This is a genomic window from Sporosarcina sp. E16_8, from assembly GCF_017347095.1.
Taxonomy (GTDB): domain Bacteria; phylum Bacillota; class Bacilli; order Bacillales_A; family Planococcaceae; genus Sporosarcina.
In genome coordinates this window covers 81,393-101,992 of the sequence record NZ_JADPRZ010000008.1, presented here as the reverse complement: position 1 = coordinate 101,992, position 20,600 = coordinate 81,393, and the positions used below count along the sequence as shown (strand labels likewise).

Below are 20,600 nucleotides of genomic sequence, written 5' to 3'. Positions count from 1 at the left end.
TTTTTTACTGGATGAACGACAGCCACAGATACAGTCCGATTAATGTTATCAGGAGTGTAGGTACCGTTAGGAGTATACCGATTTTAAAATAGCTACCCCAAGAGATTTTCACACCTTTTTGAGACAGTACATGCAACCACAATAAAGTGGCCAAAGAACCGATTGGTGTGATTTTTGGACCTAAATCGGATCCGATGATATTCGCATAAATCAAAGCCTCTCGAATCGACTCCGTTGTCGTCGTTTCTGATATGGCTAACGCGTTAATCATGACGGTAGGCATATTATTCATAATGGATGATAAGATCGCTGCAATAAAGCCCATCGAAATCGTCGCTACAAATAGTCCTTGGTTGGCAGCCATTTGAATGACATCGGCCAATACACCAGTCAGACCGACATTACGCAATCCGTAGACGACGACGTACATCCCAACCGAGAAGAACACGATTGCCCAAGGTGCGCCTTTCAGTACTTGTTTCGTGTGAACAGCAGGACTTCTTTGTGCCATGATCATAAAGAATATCGCCGTAATTCCAGCTATAATCGAAACAGGAAGCCCTGTAAATCCACTTGAGAAATACCCGATAAGTAACATGCTTAATATCACCCAAGCCAGTCGAAACATCTTAATATCTTTGATAGCATCCTTCGGTTGTTTTAGTTCTGCTACTTTATAATTTTTAGGGATACTTTTACGGAAGAATAGCAGCAACACTAAAATACTAGCAACTAAAGCAAATAAATTGGGTACAATCATTCGGGATGCATATTCGACAAAGCCAATACCGAAAAAGTCTGCCGAAACAATATTGACTAAGTTACTCACAACTAATGGTAACGAAGTGGTGTCTGCAATAAAACCACTGGCCATGATGAATGGGAAAATCATTTTTTCATTAAAATTCAAATTTCGTACCATTGCAAGTACAATTGGCGTTAGTATAAGGGCAGCCCCATCGTTTGCGAACAAAGCAGCAACGACTGCACCAAGCAGACTGACATAAATAAACATGCGAACCCCACTGCCTTTGGCTAATCTAGCCATATGTAGAGCCGACCACTCGAAGAATCCAATCTCATCTAATATTAATGAAATGATTATAATGGCAATGAAAGCCAGTGTAGCATTCCAGACAATCCCAGTTACATCAATAACGTCTTGAAAAGTAACTACTCCTACTAACAAAGCAATTATTGCCCCAATACAGGCGGACCATCCAATTGATAAATTTCTAGGCTGCCAAATAACAAAAATAAGTGTAATGATGAATATCAATGACGCCGTTATTACTGAAACCAACGCTTTTTCCCCTTCCTACTTGCAGCAAACTCTAAGCCCTTGCGCTTCCAGTCTGGCTATAGACTCATTCTGTTCGGGAAGCTGTTCAAGAATGCTTTGAATAAACGGGTAATCTTCATGATTTTTGTTAATCGAGAAAAATATCCATTGCCCTCTACGTTCTTCTTTCACTACCTTAATATCCTTAAGTTTACGCAAGTGCTGGCTGATCGCCGGCTGACTCATATTAAAGATTTCAACAAATTCACACACACAGCATTCATGCGTCTTAAGTAGCCGCATCATAGTCAAACGAGTTGGATCTCCGAGTAATTTTAAGAGTTGTGATGCTCGCTGAATATCAATAGTTACTGTTTCATTCATCTACTATCCCTCCCGAAATCATCATATAAGAATATACTTATATTCGCAAGTGGATTATTCTCCTTTACTTAATTAAATTGGGCTATACTTTGAAAAAAATTAGTGAGGATATCACCAAAAGATATTATTCCGGTTTGTTGTTTGTATTTTGCAGAACTTGCTAGATAAGCGTTGAATAATACCATTCTGTTTTTCAAGTGGCATTATTCAACGCTTAGTAAAAGAACATTTTCACACCGTTATCGGAGTTCTCGACACATTAATCAGAATCCCCGTCATTCTTCACTCTCTTCTTCATGACATTCGCCATTTGTTGGGAACTCAGATCTTCTTCCTTATACAGTTTGTCAACGATGTTAAGGTAATCTTCCTCATTACGATTCTGACTTAATTTATATGCAGCTTGAATTTCTTGTACTTTAATCTTAAATCCAACAATCCCTTTTAGTTCTTTTTCTACTAACTGAGGAGAAAGCTTGTCCCATAGAACCTTATTTTGACGATGTTTCTCGTATTTTTGTAGCATCATGATAAGGTCTTGTTTTAACTCCTCCTCATCTAGAATGCTAGCTGTGCCATATACATGCACTGCTTGATAATTCCATGTTGGAACATTTTCATGCCCGTACCAAGAGGAAGAAATATAAGCATGAGGCCCCTGGAACATAACTAGTACATCATCACAACTATCTAATGTTCTCCACTGCGGATTCCCATAAGCCATGTGTCCAGTAATATAATAATCATCTCCTTTTTTATATAACGCCAAAGGTAAATGACTAGCAATTGGTTTACTTTTTTTTGTTGTAACAATAGTTCCAAATGAATTCTCTTGAACAAATTCTTTAATTTCATCTACGTCTGTGACTTTAAAATACTTAGGTATATACATGATTCAGCTATTACTAAAAACATAGAAAAACGTATTTGTTTTTCTACGCTAGACGGTTTCCTGCTTCTATGTACCCCGCCTCGCCAGTTGCTCACTACCACGGTTGGTTTAACACTCCACAGGCGTAAATTTGGATGTAGCCCACCCTACATTTATGCAGTTTCGTTAAGCGAGAACCGTATATTCTTTTACGTAACTCAATTACTAAATTAGTAGATATTATACGATTAATTGAAGTTTGAAAATCTTTATTTCATTTTTCTATGTTATATATTCGGCACTACTTATTTAGAATTAACTAGGCGGTATACTTCACCAATATAAAGAACAAGTCTAGCGAAGGAGCGACAAGTGTGAGCCGAAGCAATAGACTGACAGTGTTCTTTCTGCCAGGCTTACTGCGTAAGGCCATCACCAAGCGACTATGCGATGTAGGAAAAACATTCTATTTGTTAATTGCCGACTATATAGATGTTATTTTTCTCTTAAATATAAAAAGCCCTTTAGACAATTATATCTAAAGGGATAAAACGTTGTATCTTTTTTATTAACGCTTTACTTCTATTTCAAATGTAAACAATCTATAGCTTTGAAATAAAGTTCGTTCGAAAATATACATTTTACGGTAAATAGGGTGAATCCATTTTGATTTACATCTTTATTATCTCTTCACAACAATTGATTTCATTAGTTAATTCCGTTATTCAACCGTAACTGATTTTGCTAGATTGCGTGGCTTGTCAACATCACAGCCTCTGTAAAGAGCGGCATAATAGCTGATTAACTGCATTGGAATCACAGCTGCAAGCGGGGTGAGTAATGCATGCACTTTTGGCAAGACTAAACAATCACCCTCTTCTTCCAATCCCTCCATTGAAATAATGCAAGGGTTGGCTCCTCTTGCGACGACTTCTTTTACATTTCCACGAATATTTAAACTCACAGTTTTTTGTGTAACAAGTGCAAAGACAGGTGTTCCTTCTTCAATCAATGCTATCGTACCGTGTTTTAGTTCCCCGCCGGCAAAGCCTTCTGCTTGAATGTAAGAGATTTCTTTTACTTTAAGTGCGCCTTCTAAGCTAACATAATAGTCAAGGTTACGCCCGATGAGGAAAGCATTCCGCGAGACTGCTAAGAATTCATGAGCGATTTGCTTCATTTCTGCTTTTGAATCAACAAGAGTTTGAATAGCATTTGCCGCAATGGCAAGCTCCCTCTTCAAGTCAATAACAACTGTTTCCCCTCGTTCTTTCGCTGCAACATAGGCAACGATGGCAAGAACTGCTACTTGCGCTGTGTAAGCTTTTGTCGAAGCTACGGCAATTTCTGGACCCGCATGTAACAGTAACGTGTGGTCTGCTTCACGAGAAAGTGTAGAACCTGGGGAATTTGTTATCGTAACGCTTGGATAGCCTAACGCTTTTATTTTCACCAATACTTGGCGGCTGTCAGCAGTCTCACCCGATTGTGTAATGAAAATGAATAACGGTTTATCTGATAAAAGCGGCATATTATAACCGAATTCGCTTGAGATATGCACTTCTACTGGGATACCTGCGATTTTTTCAAAATAATGCTTACCGATTAGACCGGCGTGATAACTTGTTCCTGCTGCAATAATGTAAAGACGGTCTGCTTCATTTATAGCAGTTAAGACATCAGTGTCTATCGTTAGCTCGCCATGCTCATCTTCATACTTTTGAATAATTTTACGAACAACACCCGACTGTTCCTCAATTTCTTTTAACATAAAGTGAGGATATGTGCCCTTCTCAATATCGCTCATATCTAGCTCAGCCGTATAGGGTGTACGTTCAATAATTACGCCATCCAATGTACTAATTTCAATTGCTTCCTTGCGGAGAATGACAACTTCTTTATCATGTAATTCGACATATTGATCGGTGACTTGCAGCATTGCCATAGCATCAGATGCAACGACATTGAAATGTTCGCCAATTCCTACGAGAAGTGGACTTTTATTTTTTGCGATGAAGATTACGTCTGTTTCATCTGCATCTAACATAGCAATCGCATAAGATCCTTGAAGCAGAGATAAAGTATGACGGAATGCTATTTCAGTTTTCATGCCGCCTTTTGTGAATTTTTCAACAAGCTGTACGATAACTTCTGTATCCGTATCAGAATTCATTTGAACATCATGTAAATGCTCTTTTTGTAGTTGTTGATAATTCTCAATAACGCCATTATGCACAAGTGAAAAACGATTGGATGTACTCTGATGAGGATGCGCATTCGTTTGGTTCGGTACTCCATGTGTGGCCCAGCGCGTATGACCAATTCCAGTAGTTGAGTGGATAGTCCAATCCACTGCTGAACGTAGGTCCGCAACACGTCCTTTTTCTTTCACAACAGTAAGACCAACTTCATTACCAAGGGCGATTCCTGCTGAATCATAACCACGATATTCTAATTTTTCAAGTCCCTTTACCAGAATTTCTTTAGCGTCTAACTCACCAATATATCCTACTATTCCGCACATATTTATTCCTCCGATGTCTGCAAAATAAGCAACACTTAACTACACCTCAGCTGAATTAGCGAAGTGTACTTGCATATCACTTGAACTATTTGCCTTTTTGCTCCTTTGTCCATTTGATTGCTCAAATGATTTACTAGCAAAATTACAACCGGGCAATTGCGATCGGGAGGCTTCCGCCGAAAATTCGATACTCCTCCACCTCGTCTGCTGAAAATTAGTAACGTCCGATTTCTTCAGCACTGGCGCTTTAACTGTTTTCCGATTTACGTTTAACGCGTGGTTTTCACTCCTATTCACGCGGTGACCAATAGCCTATCTATTACTAGTAGCTATGAATCAACTTTATTATCTTACAGAACTTAGTATTTTCTTGTCAATAAATAACTGCGTGAGACTCGGTTGATAATTGATTCTCTGATAGCACAGGTTTAATTCAAAAACTCCCCCTACACACTAAAGTATGCAGAGTGATAGTGGAATCACAACAGTTTTTGGCAAAACAAAAAAATCAGTCATAAGCGTAAAATGGCTGATTACTTGTCCTTTATTCAATTGCCGTAATTCCGATGTTTATAGGCACAATTTTATGTTTTTTCAAAAACTAACTATCCGCTAGCTCGCTTTTTATCGCAGTAATAACAGCTGGATCAATCGGATACATGAAACTTCGATTTACACGAACAGCCGAACCAAAATGAACTTCTTCTAGTCCAGTTGCAGACACCAATTCAGACAGTTTTTCAGGGTTCATCCCATTCCCCGCTAAAATTTGTACAGACGTATTTTTAGACTTGTCCACCAACCTTTTAAGTTGTTCAGCAGCTTCTGGCGCTGGCGCTTGTCCTCCCGAAGTCAAAATCCGCTGAATCTGTGGGTAACGAGCAATAACTTCTAACGCTTCCAACTGATCTTCTATTTCATCAAATGCACGGTGGAAAGTGACTTTCATCTCCCCAGCTTCCTCTAACAAACGTGATAAGGCTCCCGTATTCACTTTGCGTTCCTCAGTTAGTACTCCAATAACGACTCCCGCAGCTCCTGCACGTTTAATATGGCGAATATCGGCTATCATTACAGCTAAATCATTGTCATCATAGTGAAAAGTTCGGTTATGCGGACGAATGATTACATGCACTGGAATATTGACACCTGCAACCACTGCTTCCACCAGTCCCAAACTTGGCGTTAGCCCACCTTCAGACAAAGCTACGCAAAGTTCCAATCGATCGGCACCACTATGTTCTGCGGCAATTGCATCTGCCAAACTTGTAGCAATAATTTCTAACATCATATTGATTACTCCTCCTATTCCTACAAGTGGTAACTCATCACAATGAGTTCACCACTCCTACCCATCTCTCGAACGCCTTTATCAATATAGCCACAGTTTTTATACAAAGCTTGGGCAATCTCATTTTTAACATTTACAGCAAGTACGATTTCATCAATACCACTAAAATAGCTTCTAATAAATCCCGGTGTAAGCATCAATGCATTCTTCCCATAGCCTTTGCCTTGCTGATGGAAATCAGTTGAAAAACTTCTAATTAATATAGCGTTGTCATTAGGAGAAAAAGGCTTAACCCCTTCCCCCCTATGTAGGCTAAAGAACGTTACCAGTTGCTCGTTTTTTAATGCTAAAATCGAATATCGATTCTGTTCAGCATTCGAAAGGTCAATAGCATCTTTAGGCGTTCCAGTAAATCGTAGCTGCTCGTCGGTTAATGTATATTTTTCAATAAGCTTATCAAATTCCGGATTATAAAAACGTAGTTTCATATAGTCTATCCCTCTCCAAAACAGTGCTAATGTAATTACTAGAAAGTTCTATGTATTCATCTTCGAAAATAGTCAAGCATTCCCATTGAGCTGACATGCAAATCTACTTCAATTAAACCATACACCTCATGGTCATCAGGAACTTCCATCTCCCTAAGGTATCCCCTTACTCGGTCAAAAAGTCGTTGCGCAAGTACTTCATGACCTTTTTGCTCGGCAACGACAGCTTCCGCCTCCTCTACGAAAACATCAAGCCACTCGGATACTTGTCGAAGGGCTTTGTTTGGGTTGGTGGTCATGCCAAAATGTCCAAAGTAAATACAATCGAGATGCATCCGAAGCATACGGTTAATGGCCCGCTGCATCGCCTCTGGATCAAATTGGTTTGGTGAAGTAGAAGGTAGAAACAAATCGACACCATCGCGAATCAATTGCTCGTAGCGAATTCCGACTGTATCTCCGGTAAACATGCCATTACTGACCGGATCATATATACTAAAGTGATGTTTCGCATGTCCTGGGGTATCCAAAAACCTTAGTGTACATGTCGGGCTGATTTTCAAGGTAGCTCCTTCATTTTTAACGAGCAAGCGCTCTTGAGGGATGGCAATAATTGGATCAAACAGTTCAGAAAACCTTTCCCCATAGACTCCCTTGGCTCCGGCAACCAATCTTTCTGGTTCAGCCAAGTGCCTTGCCCCTCTCGGATGTACAACAACGGTAGCATTCGGGCATTCTTGAATGAGTAATCCAGCCCCTCCGGAGTGATCCAAGTGGATATGCGTCACAATGATATACTTCACTTGGTCTAGCGAGAATCCCAACGCTTCTAATCCCTGTTTCACATACTTAATCGACGGACTTGGACCAGTATCTACAAGTGTCAATTCTTCTTCATTAAAAACATAGGTTCCCGTCCGTTCAGGTACACCCAAATCAAATCCATCTATTAAGTAGATTCTGTCGTTTAGTTGAATAAAATCTTTCTCATGCATCATGCAAGCCCCCCAATGATTTTTTGAAAGAGTTTATTTTAGTATATCAGCAATTATCGGAGTTATCTCAAAATTCGTCTACTATTGACAAACAAAAAACATCCCATTCCAATGAGTGAGATGTTCTTTACTATAAATATGGATCAGTCCTTGCTAATATAATACACATTTAAATCATTATAATATTTATTCAATGAAGAGGTAGAGACTTCAAACCATTCGGCAATCTCTTTTACAGTTATCAGAAGTGGTTCAAATAAGGCGTTTTCTTGGCCAAATCGAATCGCTCCAGCCGCAATAGCAACTTCTTTTCGTGCATTCGGCTGCTGCTCTACCAAATAATCTTCTATTATTTCTATTAGCTTATCAGATTCTCGGTCATTTTTCTCTAAAAACTCGATTGCCTTTTGGAGTACACCCGATTCAAAGTTGGTAAATTCCCCGCCGTCATAACCATCCTCACCAAGTAGTTTCCAAAATGCAATTCCATTTTCTTTTAAAAATACAGAAACAGTTTGTTCTTTTTGTGATTCAAATTGCTTCGCAAATTGCACGAATGCTTTTGTATGATCAGTTGGGAAGAAAATCAAGCTTGAAACCGCCAAATAGTGATTATCTTTCGATGAGCCGTCTGGTAAAATGAAGCAATACACATGGACGCCAACTGGGACAGGCTTTTCGCTTTCACGTCGTAATAGTATCGTTTCATCCTCCAAAATGTTTTTAACCGACATATTAGTAGCGTCCACAGCTACTACTTCGCCAATGAAGACACGTGGATCAGACCATGTTTCTAAGACATTCACTACAGATGGACGGATAATGTTTTTCCGTTGTTTTTCCATATAGTTCTTCCAAATGTCCGGTTTATGATGGAAAAAGAATTCATCCATGACAATCGCTTCAATCATTTCATCAACTAAATACTTATTGAGCGGCTCGCTCCATTTTTTTACTAAGCTCAAGAATTCATTTAAGTCGCGTTTCTTTGGATACTCTTCATAAAAAACTTGCAAAATTCTTTCTAGCTCTTCCGATTGCACTTCTTCTATTGAAAATGTCGCTTTTGATTCACAACATTTTTTATACTTTTTTCCACTGCCACAGAGACATGGATCATTACGTCCAACCATACAAACACGTCCTTTTAATTAAATAAGAATACATTTAAGTCTAACATGTCTATACAAAAATAATAAGTGTTCATTTCTAGTTTGCCAGTTTGGTTTACCCGTCTATAGCGTGAGTATTTACGGTATTTTTTCAGAAATCATTCCCAGATAAGAATCTGTTCTTAAAAAGCACATCAAAAGAACTGATTCTCAACTATACTAAGGCATGCTTCCTTTAATAATAGTCAATAAAAAACGACTGTCAGGGCTTTTGCCCATTAAGTCGTCTGTCCTCTTTTTGCAGTGAAAGAACTCGTTTCTCTCCGCTTGTCATTCTCTTAGGTTTTATTTGTCTTCTATGATCCTCAACATTCGCCTGTAAATTCACAATATCTATCAAGTTATATTCCCTCCGTTTCATACTCACTCATTAGCGTATGTACTAAAAACGGAATGGATACACCTTATCAATATGTCGTATTTTTCTGAAAACAAAAAAGAAAATATCCCGCCTTTTTACGTAACAGAGAAATTATCTAACTCCAATTCTTCTTTAAAATAAGCTAACTCTCGATACAAAAAATACCCTGGAGAAATAATCATCCACATTAGTTTCCCAAGTAAACAATCTCCTCACGTTTTGGAATCACCCTATGGCCCAAGATTTAATTTTACTAATAAGTAACTATTTACGAGTGAAATTATAACGGAAATAGTAACCACCCATTTTTCTTCACATATTTTCGACCTATTTTTTATCCCCTTTTTTTCACAGTCCACAAACACTAAATTTAAAAACTATTGACGAAAGATTAAACTTTAGTTTACACTTTTCATTAAGCTCCTTTTAATGGTATAGGTAACTGATTTAGTCGTCGTTTCCTTGCTACTAATTAGGGGCATTTTTTCGCAAGTAATTAATCAATTCTCAAAGCAGCACCACTTTTTTCTACTGCAACACTTATGCAGTCCTAGTGAATACCTACTACTTTATTTACCTGAATATGTTGAACAAATGAATAACTACATTAACAAAGCGAATGCGCCTTACATGGGGCAGCCGAAGCCCTAAGACTGGCGTCGAAGCTGCTTGGCTTAGGGCGAGAGGCATCCCCTTGCGCCGCAGCGAATTCAATGGAATTCTTAGCTTCGACATATCAAGATTAAATTTTATTGACTAAGAAATGTTATACTTTATAATAAGATTTGTTTTACATGAAAGGCGTGATGGTAGGGTTGGAAAATAAGCTGAAGCTTTATGGCTTTAACAACCTCACAAAGACTCTTAGCTTCAACATCTATGATGTTTGCTATGCGAAAAGTGAGCGGGAGCAAAGTGAATATATTGCTTATATTGATGAGCAATATAATTCGGATAGATTAACCAGTATTCTGTACGAAGTGACAGAAATAATCGGGGCACATGTCTTGAATGTCAGTAAACAGGATTACGATCCACAAGGTGCAAGTGTGACGATTCTTATTTCGGAGGAATCCTTTCCAGTCACCTTGATTGATGAATCGTGCAATCAAGGTGAACTGACTATTTTAGGAACTCGAAAAACAGTCGTAGGTCACCTGGATAAAAGTCACGTTACCGTCCACACGTATCCGGAATATCATCCTGATAATTCGATCGCTACTTTTCGAGTCGATATTGATGTTTCAACGTGCGGCACAATTTCCCCATTGAATGCACTTGATTATCTGATCGGTAGTTTCGACTCAGACATTATTACGACTGATTACAGAGTACGTGGATTCACACGCAATATGGAAGGCGTAAAGCTGTATATAGATCATGCGATTGACTCTATTCGGGATTATATTGACAGCCATACATTGCTGAAATACGATTGGAAAGATATCAATGTACACCAATCCAATATATTTCATACAAAACTACTTATTAAAGACATAAACCTACAGAACTATTTGTTCAATACGGATGTCTCTGAGCTGCCACTTAATGAAAGGCTCGAAATAACAACCATGTTGCGCAAAGAGATGACTGAAATTTTTAATGGTTCTAATATAGATGAATAAGGGGTGATTACGTGACAAATTTTCTGCAACAGAAAGTCCCCATAATGGAGGCGCTAAATCAATACAAATCAATGCGCGTCGTTCCTTTTGACGTTCCTGGACATAAACGCGGAAGAGGTAATCCTGAATTAGCCGCGTTTTTAGGTGAACAATGCCTGTCTATGGATGTCAATTCCATGAAACCGCTTGATAATCTCTGCCATCCTGTTTCGGTTATTAAAGAAGCGGAAGAATTAGCAGCACAAGCATTTAATGCCAAGCATGCCTTTTTCATGGTCAATGGGACCACATCGGCAGTACAGGCAATGATCATGACTGCGTGTAAAGCTGGGGATAAAATCATAATGCCTCGCAACGTACATCGTAGTGCGATTAATGCTCTTATTTTAAGCGGTGCTGTTCCCGTCTATGTAAATCCAGGCGTGCATAGTGAACTTGGTATTGCTTTAGGGATGGCTTTAAAAGATGTAAAAGAAGCCATCTTGGAACATAAGGATGCTAAAGCCATCCTCATCAACAATCCTACCTATTATGGGATTTGTTCAGACCTGCAAGCTCTTACCGATCTTGCACATCAACACGATATGCTCGTCCTTGTCGACGAAGCCCACGGTACACATTTTTACTTTGGGGATAACCTTCCCGCTTCTGCCATGTCAGTTGGTGCTGATATGGCATCCGTTAGTATGCATAAATCCGGCGGTTCATTGACACAAAGCTCTTTTTTGTTGATAAATAATGATGTCAGCGAAGGGTATACGAGGCAGATTATCAATTTGACGCAAACGACAAGTGGTTCCTATTTACTACTTTCCTCTTTGGATATTTCGAGAAGAAATTTAGCACTTAATGGTAAGGAGATTTTCCAAAAAGTTGCCGAAATGGCATACTATACAAGAACTGAAATTAATAAAATTGGCGGCTATTACGCCTATTCGAAAGAATTGATTAATGGAGATACTATTTTTGACTTTGATGTCACGAAACTTTCGGTAGATACCCGTGATATTGGCTTAGCTGGAATTGAAGTCTATGATATTCTTCGAGATGAGTATGATATTCAAATTGAATTTGGCGACATCGGTAATATTTTGGCCTATATTTCTGTCGGTGACAGACACCTAGATCTGGAACGGTTAGTTGCAGCACTCGCTGAAATAAAACGCCGCTATTCTCAGGATAAAAACAGCGTTTTCATCCATGAATACATTCGTCCGCAAGTTGCTTTAACGCCCCAAGAAGCCTTTTATGCACCAAAGCAAAAATTGCCCATCTCGGAGAGCGCTGGTTATATTTCCAGTGAATTCGTTATGTGTTATCCCCCAGGCATCCCGATTTTGGCGCCTGGTGAACGGATTACTGAGGAAATTTTAGATTTCATTCAATACTCCAAAGATAAAGGTTGTTTCTTGACGGGTACTGAAGACAGCGACATTGCAAATATTAATGTGTTGAAGGAGTTCGTGGAATGAATTTATGGTATACAGAAAATCATTCGCCTAATGTCCGTTTTTCATTGGAAGTGGAAGAGCACATTTACACTGGTAAAAGTGACTTCCAAAAAATCGATATTTTACAAACGTTGGAGTTTGGTCGAATTCTCACACTTGATGGACTCGTAATGTGTACTGAAAAAGATGAATTTATTTATCACGAGATGATTACGCATGTAGCACTGGCAACCAATCCGGCTATAAAAAAAGTACTAGTCATTGGAGCCGGTGATGGCGGAACAATCCGTGAACTGACTGCTTACCCAACTATTGAACAAATCGACATGGTTGAAATTGATAAAATGGTTGTCGATGTCTGTAGGGAGTTTTTACCGCAGACTGCTTCAAAACTAGATGATCCGAGGGTTAATCTCTACTTTGAAGACGGGCTAAAATTTGTTCGTAGAATCGAAAATGACTATGATTTAATCATCGTAGACTCGACAGATCCATTCGGTCCAGGTGAAGGGTTATTCACAAAGGAATTTTATGGAAACTGCTATAAAGCGCTGAAAGAGGATGGTATTCTTGTGAATCAGCATGAAAGTCCTTTTTACGCTGAAGATGCACTTGGTATGAGAAAAGCACATCAAAAAATTGTAGGCTTCTTCCCTGTTTGTAAAGTTTATCAATTTCATATGCCGACTTACCCATCCGGTCACTGGTTGTTTGGTTTTGCATCAAAGAAATTCGACCCCATTTTAGATTTGGATGCAACAGCGTGGAATGACCTTGACTTGAAAACAAGGTATTACAATACAGATATTCATGTTGGTTCATTTGCACTTCCAAACTATGTAAAGGAGCAATTAAAAGATGTTGAATAGAAACGTTGAGACATTTATTGGCTGTGACAATGAGTACGACGAGTCGAAAATCGTTATTTTCGGCGCTCCCTTTGACTCTACAACTTCATTTCGTCCAGGTACACGCTTCGCCAGCAAAGCAATGCGTGGTGAATCGTTTGGTATTGAAACGTATAGCCCCTATCAGGATAAAGACTTAGAGGATATCGCTGTATTTGATGGGGGCGATTTAGAATTAAGTTTCGGAAACACGTCAAGAGCATTGGGACAAATCGAAGATTTTACAACTCGAATTTTAGAAGACGGCAAAATCCCTTGCATGATTGGCGGAGAACATCTAGTAACACTCGGTGCAATGCGCGCTGTTGCAAAAACACATCCTGACCTTCATGTCATCCAATTTGATGCACATGCTGATCTACGTGAGGACTATCTTGGTGAAACCCTTTCTCATGCAACAGTTATTCACAGAGTATGGGACTTGCTCGGAGATGATAAGATCTTCCAATTCGGTATCCGCTCTGGAGACCGAAGTGAATTCCAATGGGGTCAAGACCATGTGTTTACGAACAAGTTTAACTTCGACGGATTAGAAGAAATCGTTGAAAAGCTTAAAGGAAAACCAGTTTATTTAACTATTGATTTGGATGTACTGGACCCTTCTGTATTTCCTGGTACAGGAACACCTGAGGCGGGCGGTGTCAGCTTTATGGAATTACTGAATGCCATACTAACAGTAAGCGGCCTCAACATTGTCGCTTGCGATGTAAATGAGCTGTCTCCAATTTATGATCAAAGCGGTGTTTCCACAGCCGTTGCATGTAAAGTTTTACGCGAATTGCTGTTGGCAATTTGAATTTGGTGCCAGCAACTAGGCACTCGGGTATGGTGTTTTGCTACATGTACTAACTGAGCGTAAGCGCCATAAAAGGGGTAGCCGGGGCCCTAAGCGCCGTATCGTATTCAATGGAATTCTCTATTTCAACTTATATAACTAAAAAAACTATATTATAGGCGGGTGTTCATTATGGGAAAAGCTTTAATTATTGGTGCTGGTGGAGTTGCAGGAGTAGTTGTTCATAAATGTTGTCAGGTTCCTGACGTATTCGAAGAAATCTGTATCGCAAGTCGTACAGTTTCTAAATGTGATGCGTTAAAAGATAAATTGGACGGCGGCCGTACTAAAATTCAAACGGCTCAAGTAGATGCTGACAATGTGGAAGAACTGATTGAACTTATTAATAAATTCCAACCAGATATTGTCATAAACGTTGCATTGCCATACCAGGATTTAACGATTATGGATGCATGTCTTGCTACTGGCGTTGACTATGTCGATACAGCAAACTACGAACCTCTTGACGAAGCTAAGTTTGAATACAGCTGGCAATGGGCGTACAGAGAACGTTTTGAAAAAGCAGGTATCACGGCACTACTTGGAAGTGGCTTTGATCCGGGCGTTACAGGTGTCTTCTCTGCACACGCACTAAAACATCACTTTGATGAAATTCATACAATTGACATTGTGGATGCAAATGCTGGTGATCATGGCTATCCGTTCGCTACAAACTTTAATCCTGAAATTAACATTCGTGAGATCACAGCTAATGGAAGCTACTTTGAAAATGGTGAGTTCATCGAAACCGAACCACTATCTATCAAACGCGTCTATGACCTTCCTGAAATCGGTCCTAAAGATGTTTATTTATTACATCATGAGGAATTGGAATCTCTTGCACTCAATATTACAGGTATCAAAAAGATTCGTTTCTGGATGACCTTCTCTGAGAACTATTTGAATCACTTAAAAGTGCTTGAAAACGTTGGTATGACTTCTATTGAGCCGATTATTTTCGAAGGAAAAGAAATTGTTCCACTTCAATTCTTGAAAGCGATCTTGCCTGACCCTTCTTCTCTTGGACCTAGGACAGTAGGGAAAACGAATATCGGCTGTATTTTCCAAGGGATCAAAGACGGCGAAGAAAAAACGTATTATGTCTATAATGTTTGTGATCACCAAGAATGCTATGCAGAAGTTGGTTCACAAGCGATTTCTTATACAACGGGTGTCCCTGCAATGATCGGTGCTATGCTTGTGATGACTGGTAAATGGAAGAATCCTGGCGTACACAATATCGAAGAGTTCAATCCAGATCCATTCATGGAAGCACTCAACAAATACGGGCTACCATGGCAGGAAAGCTTCAATCCTGAATTAATTGACTGAGGAGGGCTTGAAATTGAATATTGATGTGAATGCACTCCCCTCTCCCTGTTATGTAGTGGATGAAGGATTGCTTATTAAAAACTTGGAAAAAATGAAGTCTGTTATTGATCAGACGGGCTGCAAGATTCTTCTTGCTCAAAAAGGATTTTCGATGTTCTCTGTTTATCCGTTAATGGGTGAATACTTGAATGGCGTAACGTCCAGTTCCGTACACGAAGCGAGACTGGGCTACGAAGAAATGGGCAAGGAAGTACACACCTATGCTCCAGCTTTTTCTGAAACGGAGTTTGATGAGATTCTTTCCTATTCAGATCACATCGTCTTTAATTCGTTTCAACAATATAATCAATTCAAAGAAAAAGTTAAAAGCAATCCAAAGCAAATAGATATTGGACTTCGCATTAATCCTGAGTACTCTGAAATCGAAGTCGATATGTATAATCCATGTTTTTCACATTCAAGGTTTGGCGTTACGCTTGATAATTTTGAAGCGGACCAGCTTGAAGGTATCGATGGCTTACACTTCCACACCATGTGCGAACAAAACTCTGATACGCTGGAGCGCACCGTGCAAGTTGTCGATGAAAAGTTCGGGGAATACATTAAAAATATGAAGTGGATTAACTTTGGCGGTGGGCATCATATCACAAGATCCGATTATGATATTGAAACGCTTATCCGTTCGATCATGTTTATGAAGAATAAATACGGTGTTCAAGTGTATTTAGAGCCTGGCGAGGCTGTCGCATTGAATACTGGCTATCTTATTGCGACTGTTTTAGACACCCTCCACAACGGTATGCCGATTGCTATTTTAGATACCTCGGCAGCATGTCATATGCCTGATGTACTTGAGATGCCTTATCGACCTGAAATCATTGGTGCAGGAATGCCGAACGAAAAGGCTTACACCTATCGATTTGGTGGGCCGACTTGTCTCGCTGGCGACGTCATTGGTGATTACTCTTTTGATGAACCTTTAAAGCCTGGCGATAAACTTGTCTTTTGTGATATGGGCCACTACTCGATGGTGAAAAACAATACATTTAATGGCGTTAACTTACCTTCTATCGTCTTAAATACCGTTAATGATGGTATTAAAGTGATTAAACAATTTGGCTATGACGATTTTAGAAGCCGTTTATCTTAACCTGAATGAAAAGGCTGTGCAAAAAAACACTATTTTTTGCACAGCCTTTCTTTATTAATTAAGTACTTTTAGTTTCACTTTTTTGACTCCCCACTCCATCGCATTATTATAAGAAGGAATGAAGACATCAATTTTATTTCCTTTAATGGCTCCTCCTATATCTCCAGCAATCGCTTCTCCATAGCCTTCCACCCAAACTTTTGTACCAAGCGGAATAACTTTCGGATCAACTGCAATTACTTTCTGATTTGGATTAGCACGTAAGTCAATGCCGTAAGCGGTAGTTCCTGAACATCCCGTACAGTACGCTGTATAGGCTGTTGCAGTAACCAGCATCTCTTTCCCATCGCTTGCAGGTGGTGGTGGCGTTGGCACGAATGCAGCCGTAATTGTATCTGACTCAGATTCAACAGTTCCTGCGTCTTCTATATTTCCGCTGACAATCAATACATCACCTGGGTGTATTAATTCTCCTTCAAGGCTGTTCCACATTTTAAGAGAGTCTAGGGAAATTGAATGATTGAGTGCAATTCTATACAAATTATCTCCTATGGCTACCGTATAGCCTTGCGGCTTCGGAATTGTCTTAACTGGTGGATTGTCCACGCTCAATTCTTTATCTACTTCTCCCGGAGCAAGCAAGTCAATTTCTTCATATTCATCCAAAGTTGTTTCTGCTTCATGTGAATTGGATATAGCATCCCCACTTACAAGAGGTTCTGCAAATGTCGATGCATGTGTTAATGAATAAGTAGAAAATGCCAAAAGTGTGGCTAACAGAAAAATTTTTATTTTCAATAAAAGTCCCCTCCTTCAAATCAACTACGACAGCATATACTAATCTGCCATCCGTAATTTGTATTCTCAAGTATTGCCCCGAATCTGTTAAAAATAAACAATCTAATTAAATAAAAAGAGACCATATTGTAACACAACTACTATTTTGTTTTATGAAAATTATATTATTATCATTTTAGCGACTGGATCCACTTACATAATGTTCAAGATACGCAATAAAAAAAACAACCATTCAAATATGAATGGTTGTTTTCATTTACTCTTTTGGGTTATAAGTTGTAACGGGTCATAACTGCTTGAACTACGTCCTCGGCTGTAGACATCTGTAAGGCTTCATTTGCAAGTTCTACCATATCACTCTTGTTCAATTTCAGTATCTGAGTACGGGCCTTTAAAATCGAAGTGGCACTCATAGAGAATTCATCAAGACCTAGACCTAACAGTAAAGGAATAGCGATTTCATCCCCCGCCATTTCCCCACACATTCCAGTCCATTTACCTTCTTTATGTGAGGCGTCAATCACCATCTTGACCAACCTTAGAATTGCTGGATTATAAGGTTGATATAAATAGGCAACGCGTTCATTCATGCGATCAGCAGCCATCGTATATTGGATTAAATCATTTGTTCCAATACTAAAGAAATCAACTTCCTTCGCAAACTGATCTGCTAGAATTGCAGTGGAAGGGATTTCTACCATGATACCAACCTCAATAGTAGTAGAAACATCAATATTTTTAGTTAGGAGTTCTTGTTTCTCTTCCTCCAAAATGGTTTTCGCCTGGCGGAATTCATCAAGAGTTGCAATCATCGGGAACATGATTTTCAGATTCCCATATGAACTGGCTCTTAATAGTGCTCTTAATTGCGTTCTGAAGATATCCTGCTCTTCCAAACATAAACGGATGGCACGAAGTCCTAGAAATGGATTCATTTCTTTAGGGAGATTTAAATAAGGGAGTTCTTTATCCCCGCCAATATCAAGTGTCCGAACAACGACCGGCTTACCTGACATTCCCTGTAGAACCTTCTTATAAGCCTCAAACTGCTCTTCTTCAGTTGGGAGTTGGTTTCTACCCATATACAAAAATTCAGTTCTGTATAATCCGATTCCTTCTCCACCATTATTAATGACTCCCTCTAAGTCTTCCGGGGTGCCGATATTTGCAGCTAACTCAACAAGATGTCCATCAGCAGTTGTTGTTTTTTCATCCACTAGCTTTGTCCATTCTGCCTTTTGTTGCTCATACTTCAATTGTTCATTTTCGTATGTAGCAATGACATCCGGAGTAGGATTAATATGAACCTCTCCTTTAAAGCCATCAACAATGATGATGTCACCGTCCTGGATAAGCTTGGTCGCTTCCTTCGTGCCTACAACAGCAGGAATTTCCAATGTACGCGCCATAATCGCAGAATGGGAAGTCTTTCCACCAATATTAGTTGTAAAACCTTTTACAAATTCACGATTTAACTGTGCCGTGTCTGATGGTGTTAAATCTTCCGCGATAATAATTACTTTTTCAGTAATCATGCTTGGATTCACAATTTCAACATTTAGCAAATGTGATAGTAAACGTTTCGCAACATCACGAATGTCCGCAGCCCGTTCTCTCATATATTCATTATCCATTTGCTCAAACATTGTTATAAACATATCTGACGTTTCTTTGAGTGCATGTTCAGCATTCACATGATCTGCTTTAATTTTATCCTCAATTGAAGTCAGTAGCTCCGGATCAAGTAAAACTAATATATGTGCGTCAAAGATTGCTGCTTCATCTGCACCAAGTCCTTTTGCAGCGGTATCACGAATTGACTCTAACTCACTTTTCGAAATAGAGACAGCTGACTGAAAACGTGCAAGTTCTTCCGGAATGTCCTCAACAGTTTTTTTACTGAAAGATAGATCTGGCTCAACAAAACGGTATGCTTTTGCTATCGCAATTCCATTTGATGCAGAAATCCCATGAAGTAGGCTCATTAGTTAGTCAGTCCTCCATTTTTCAACGCTTCTTCAAGTTCGTTAAGGGCATCCTGTTCATCGATTCCAGTAGCGCTAATTTTAAATTCTCCACCTAAACCAATTCCTAAAGACATTACGCCAAGAATTGATTTTAAATTGACATTTTTTTCATTGTAAATCAAATTTATATCGGATTTGAATTTGGTAGCTGTACTTACTAATATTGATGCGGGTCGTGCATGGATCCCCTGCTCATCAGTAACTATAAATTGTTTTTCAACCATTTAAATCAAACTCCTTCATTAAATTAATACTTACCTACTCAGCTTATCATTTTGAGTCGGGATAGAAAAGGACCTTTCCAAAAAAACCGTCTCTTTTGACAATTTTATTAATTATTTCTGGCGCTTCATTTAATTGTAATCGATGTGTTATCATCGGTTTCACGTTTATTTGCCCTGTACTCATATAATGAACCGATATATTCCATTCATTACCTGGGAATGGGGCAGAAATAGCATTCCATATACCCAATACAATTAATTCATTTCTAACTATTTTTTCGAAACAAAAGCGTTCAATTTGGAACATCTCCATATGGGATTCACATAAAGACGACTTCCCCACCCTTTTTAGGTAAAGCAAGTACTTGTGCAGACGTGATAGCTGAATCTGCCGATTCGGTTGCTACATCAACACCTCGACCACTTTTCTAACTGGTTCCTAATATACGATTCTCACATATATTACTAGGTATGTATCGATAAAGGAGGTGTTCAATTATGTCTGATGATCAATTTTCAGTCCCGCACAATCCCAATAACTCGGAGTTCCCCTTTGGACAGCCACATTATCCAAAAAATCAAGAATCAGTTCAATTTACGAAACAAGGTGCTGCACCGACTAATGCACCACCATCTACTATTCCAAAACAACAAACGGGACCACTTTCCATAGATCCAGGCGCGTTACGTGGTTGCTTATATCGAGATACTTACCTACGGCTCGTAAACCGGACTTCTTTTTGGTTTCATCCAACATACATCGATTATATGACAACAACTGGTTTTAAATGGGATGGCTATGCATGGATTCCATGGAGAATAGAATTGGATAGAATCGTATCTTTTCAGTGCACATAGGAATCATTCACAAAACAAAAAAAG

18 protein-coding genes and 1 pseudogene are annotated in these 20,600 nt (G+C 39.1%); 7 read left to right on the top strand and 12 right to left on the bottom strand.

The window, feature by feature from the left end; translation table 11 throughout:
• Positions 1 to 4 precede the first annotated feature (4 nt).
• From I2484_RS08855 to I2484_RS08820, 8 genes are all read right to left on the bottom strand, one after another.
• Positions 5 to 1,303 carry an arsenic transporter gene (locus I2484_RS08855; RefSeq protein WP_207150670.1) on the bottom strand — a complete coding sequence of 433 codons (1,299 nt, stop codon included), beginning with the start codon at positions 1,301 to 1,303 and terminating at the stop codon, positions 5 to 7.
• 15 nt (positions 1,304 to 1,318) lie between these two features.
• Positions 1,319 to 1,666 (bottom strand): ArsR/SmtB family transcription factor, encoded by a 348-nt coding sequence (locus tag I2484_RS08850; RefSeq protein ID WP_207150669.1) that lies wholly within the window; start codon positions 1,664 to 1,666, stop codon positions 1,319 to 1,321.
• A gap of 259 nt (positions 1,667 to 1,925) precedes the next feature.
• On the bottom strand, positions 1,926 to 2,558 hold the full coding sequence (locus I2484_RS08845; RefSeq protein ID WP_207150668.1) for an FMN-binding negative transcriptional regulator: 633 nt from the start codon (positions 2,556 to 2,558) through the stop codon (positions 1,926 to 1,928).
• Positions 2,559 to 3,258: 700 nt separating this feature from the next.
• Positions 3,259 to 5,061 carry a glutamine--fructose-6-phosphate transaminase (isomerizing) gene (gene glmS, locus I2484_RS08840; RefSeq protein WP_207150667.1) on the bottom strand — a complete coding sequence of 601 codons (1,803 nt, stop codon included), beginning with the start codon at positions 5,059 to 5,061 and terminating at the stop codon, positions 3,259 to 3,261.
• Positions 5,062 to 5,662: 601 nt separating this feature from the next.
• Positions 5,663 to 6,352: a copper homeostasis protein CutC gene (locus I2484_RS08835; RefSeq protein ID WP_207150666.1), complete on the bottom strand. Its 690-nt coding sequence runs from the start codon at positions 6,350 to 6,352 to the stop codon at positions 5,663 to 5,665.
• Positions 6,353 to 6,372: 20 nt separating this feature from the next.
• Positions 6,373 to 6,840, bottom strand: a complete 468-nt coding sequence (locus I2484_RS08830) for a GNAT family N-acetyltransferase (protein WP_207150665.1) — start codon at positions 6,838 to 6,840, stop codon at positions 6,373 to 6,375.
• 56 nt (positions 6,841 to 6,896) lie between these two features.
• Entirely contained in the window at positions 6,897 to 7,835 is a 939-nt protein-coding gene (locus I2484_RS08825) for an MBL fold metallo-hydrolase (RefSeq protein ID WP_207150664.1), read from the bottom strand.
• A 143-nt stretch (positions 7,836 to 7,978) separates the two neighbouring features.
• Positions 7,979 to 8,968, bottom strand: coding sequence for a YecA family protein (locus I2484_RS08820; RefSeq protein WP_207150663.1), 990 nt, complete (start codon positions 8,966 to 8,968; stop codon positions 7,979 to 7,981).
• A gap of 1,194 nt (positions 8,969 to 10,162) precedes the next feature.
• Here I2484_RS08820 and speD point away from each other — a divergent pair.
• The 6 genes from speD (at position 10,163) to nspC (ending at position 16,669) form a co-directional block, all read left to right on the top strand.
• A complete protein-coding gene (gene speD / locus I2484_RS08815) occupies positions 10,163 to 10,993 on the top strand; it encodes an adenosylmethionine decarboxylase (protein ID WP_255551242.1) in 831 nt (276 codons plus the stop codon).
• 44 nt (positions 10,994 to 11,037) lie between these two features.
• Entirely contained in the window at positions 11,038 to 12,465 is a 1,428-nt protein-coding gene (locus I2484_RS08810; RefSeq protein ID WP_207150688.1) for an aminotransferase class I/II-fold pyridoxal phosphate-dependent enzyme, read from the top strand.
• Positions 12,462 to 13,313: a polyamine aminopropyltransferase gene (gene speE / locus I2484_RS08805; protein WP_207150662.1), complete on the top strand. Its 852-nt coding sequence runs from the start codon at positions 12,462 to 12,464 to the stop codon at positions 13,311 to 13,313. The genes I2484_RS08810 and speE overlap by 4 nt, the downstream gene beginning before the upstream one ends.
• Positions 13,303 to 14,148, top strand: coding sequence for an agmatinase (gene speB, locus I2484_RS08800; RefSeq protein WP_207150661.1), 846 nt, complete (start codon positions 13,303 to 13,305; stop codon positions 14,146 to 14,148). Before speE ends, speB begins: the two co-directional genes overlap by 11 nt.
• A 171-nt stretch (positions 14,149 to 14,319) precedes the next feature.
• On the top strand, positions 14,320 to 15,519 hold the full coding sequence (locus I2484_RS08795) for a saccharopine dehydrogenase family protein (protein WP_207150660.1): 1,200 nt from the start codon (positions 14,320 to 14,322) through the stop codon (positions 15,517 to 15,519).
• Between the two features lie 13 nt (positions 15,520 to 15,532).
• The gene (gene nspC, locus I2484_RS08790; protein ID WP_207150659.1) at positions 15,533 to 16,669 is read left to right on the top strand and encodes a carboxynorspermidine decarboxylase; all 1,137 of its coding nucleotides are present in this window, start codon (positions 15,533 to 15,535) and stop codon (positions 16,667 to 16,669) included.
• A gap of 54 nt (positions 16,670 to 16,723) precedes the next feature.
• On the opposite strand, the gene I2484_RS21770 is transcribed toward nspC, so the two are convergent.
• The 4 genes and pseudogenes from I2484_RS21770 to I2484_RS08770 form a co-directional block, all read right to left on the bottom strand.
• Positions 16,724 to 17,467, bottom strand: coding sequence for a 3D domain-containing protein (locus I2484_RS21770; protein WP_207150658.1), 744 nt, complete (start codon positions 17,465 to 17,467; stop codon positions 16,724 to 16,726).
• Between the two features lie 269 nt (positions 17,468 to 17,736).
• The gene (gene ptsP, locus I2484_RS08780; RefSeq protein ID WP_207150657.1) at positions 17,737 to 19,452 is read right to left on the bottom strand and encodes a phosphoenolpyruvate--protein phosphotransferase; all 1,716 of its coding nucleotides are present in this window, start codon (positions 19,450 to 19,452) and stop codon (positions 17,737 to 17,739) included.
• On the bottom strand, positions 19,452 to 19,718 hold the full coding sequence (locus tag I2484_RS08775; RefSeq protein ID WP_207150656.1) for a phosphocarrier protein HPr: 267 nt from the start codon (positions 19,716 to 19,718) through the stop codon (positions 19,452 to 19,454). Before I2484_RS08775 ends, ptsP begins: the two co-directional genes overlap by 1 nt.
• A gap of 46 nt (positions 19,719 to 19,764) precedes the next feature.
• Positions 19,765 to 20,140 (bottom strand): annotated as a pseudogene (locus I2484_RS08770) (galactitol-1-phosphate 5-dehydrogenase); the annotation flags it as partial.
• A 76-nt stretch (positions 20,141 to 20,216) separates the two neighbouring features.
• Between I2484_RS08770 and I2484_RS08765 the strand changes: the two are divergent.
• Entirely contained in the window at positions 20,217 to 20,576 is a 360-nt protein-coding gene (locus tag I2484_RS08765; RefSeq protein WP_207150654.1) for a collagen-like protein, read from the top strand.
• Positions 20,577 to 20,600 lie beyond the last annotated feature (24 nt).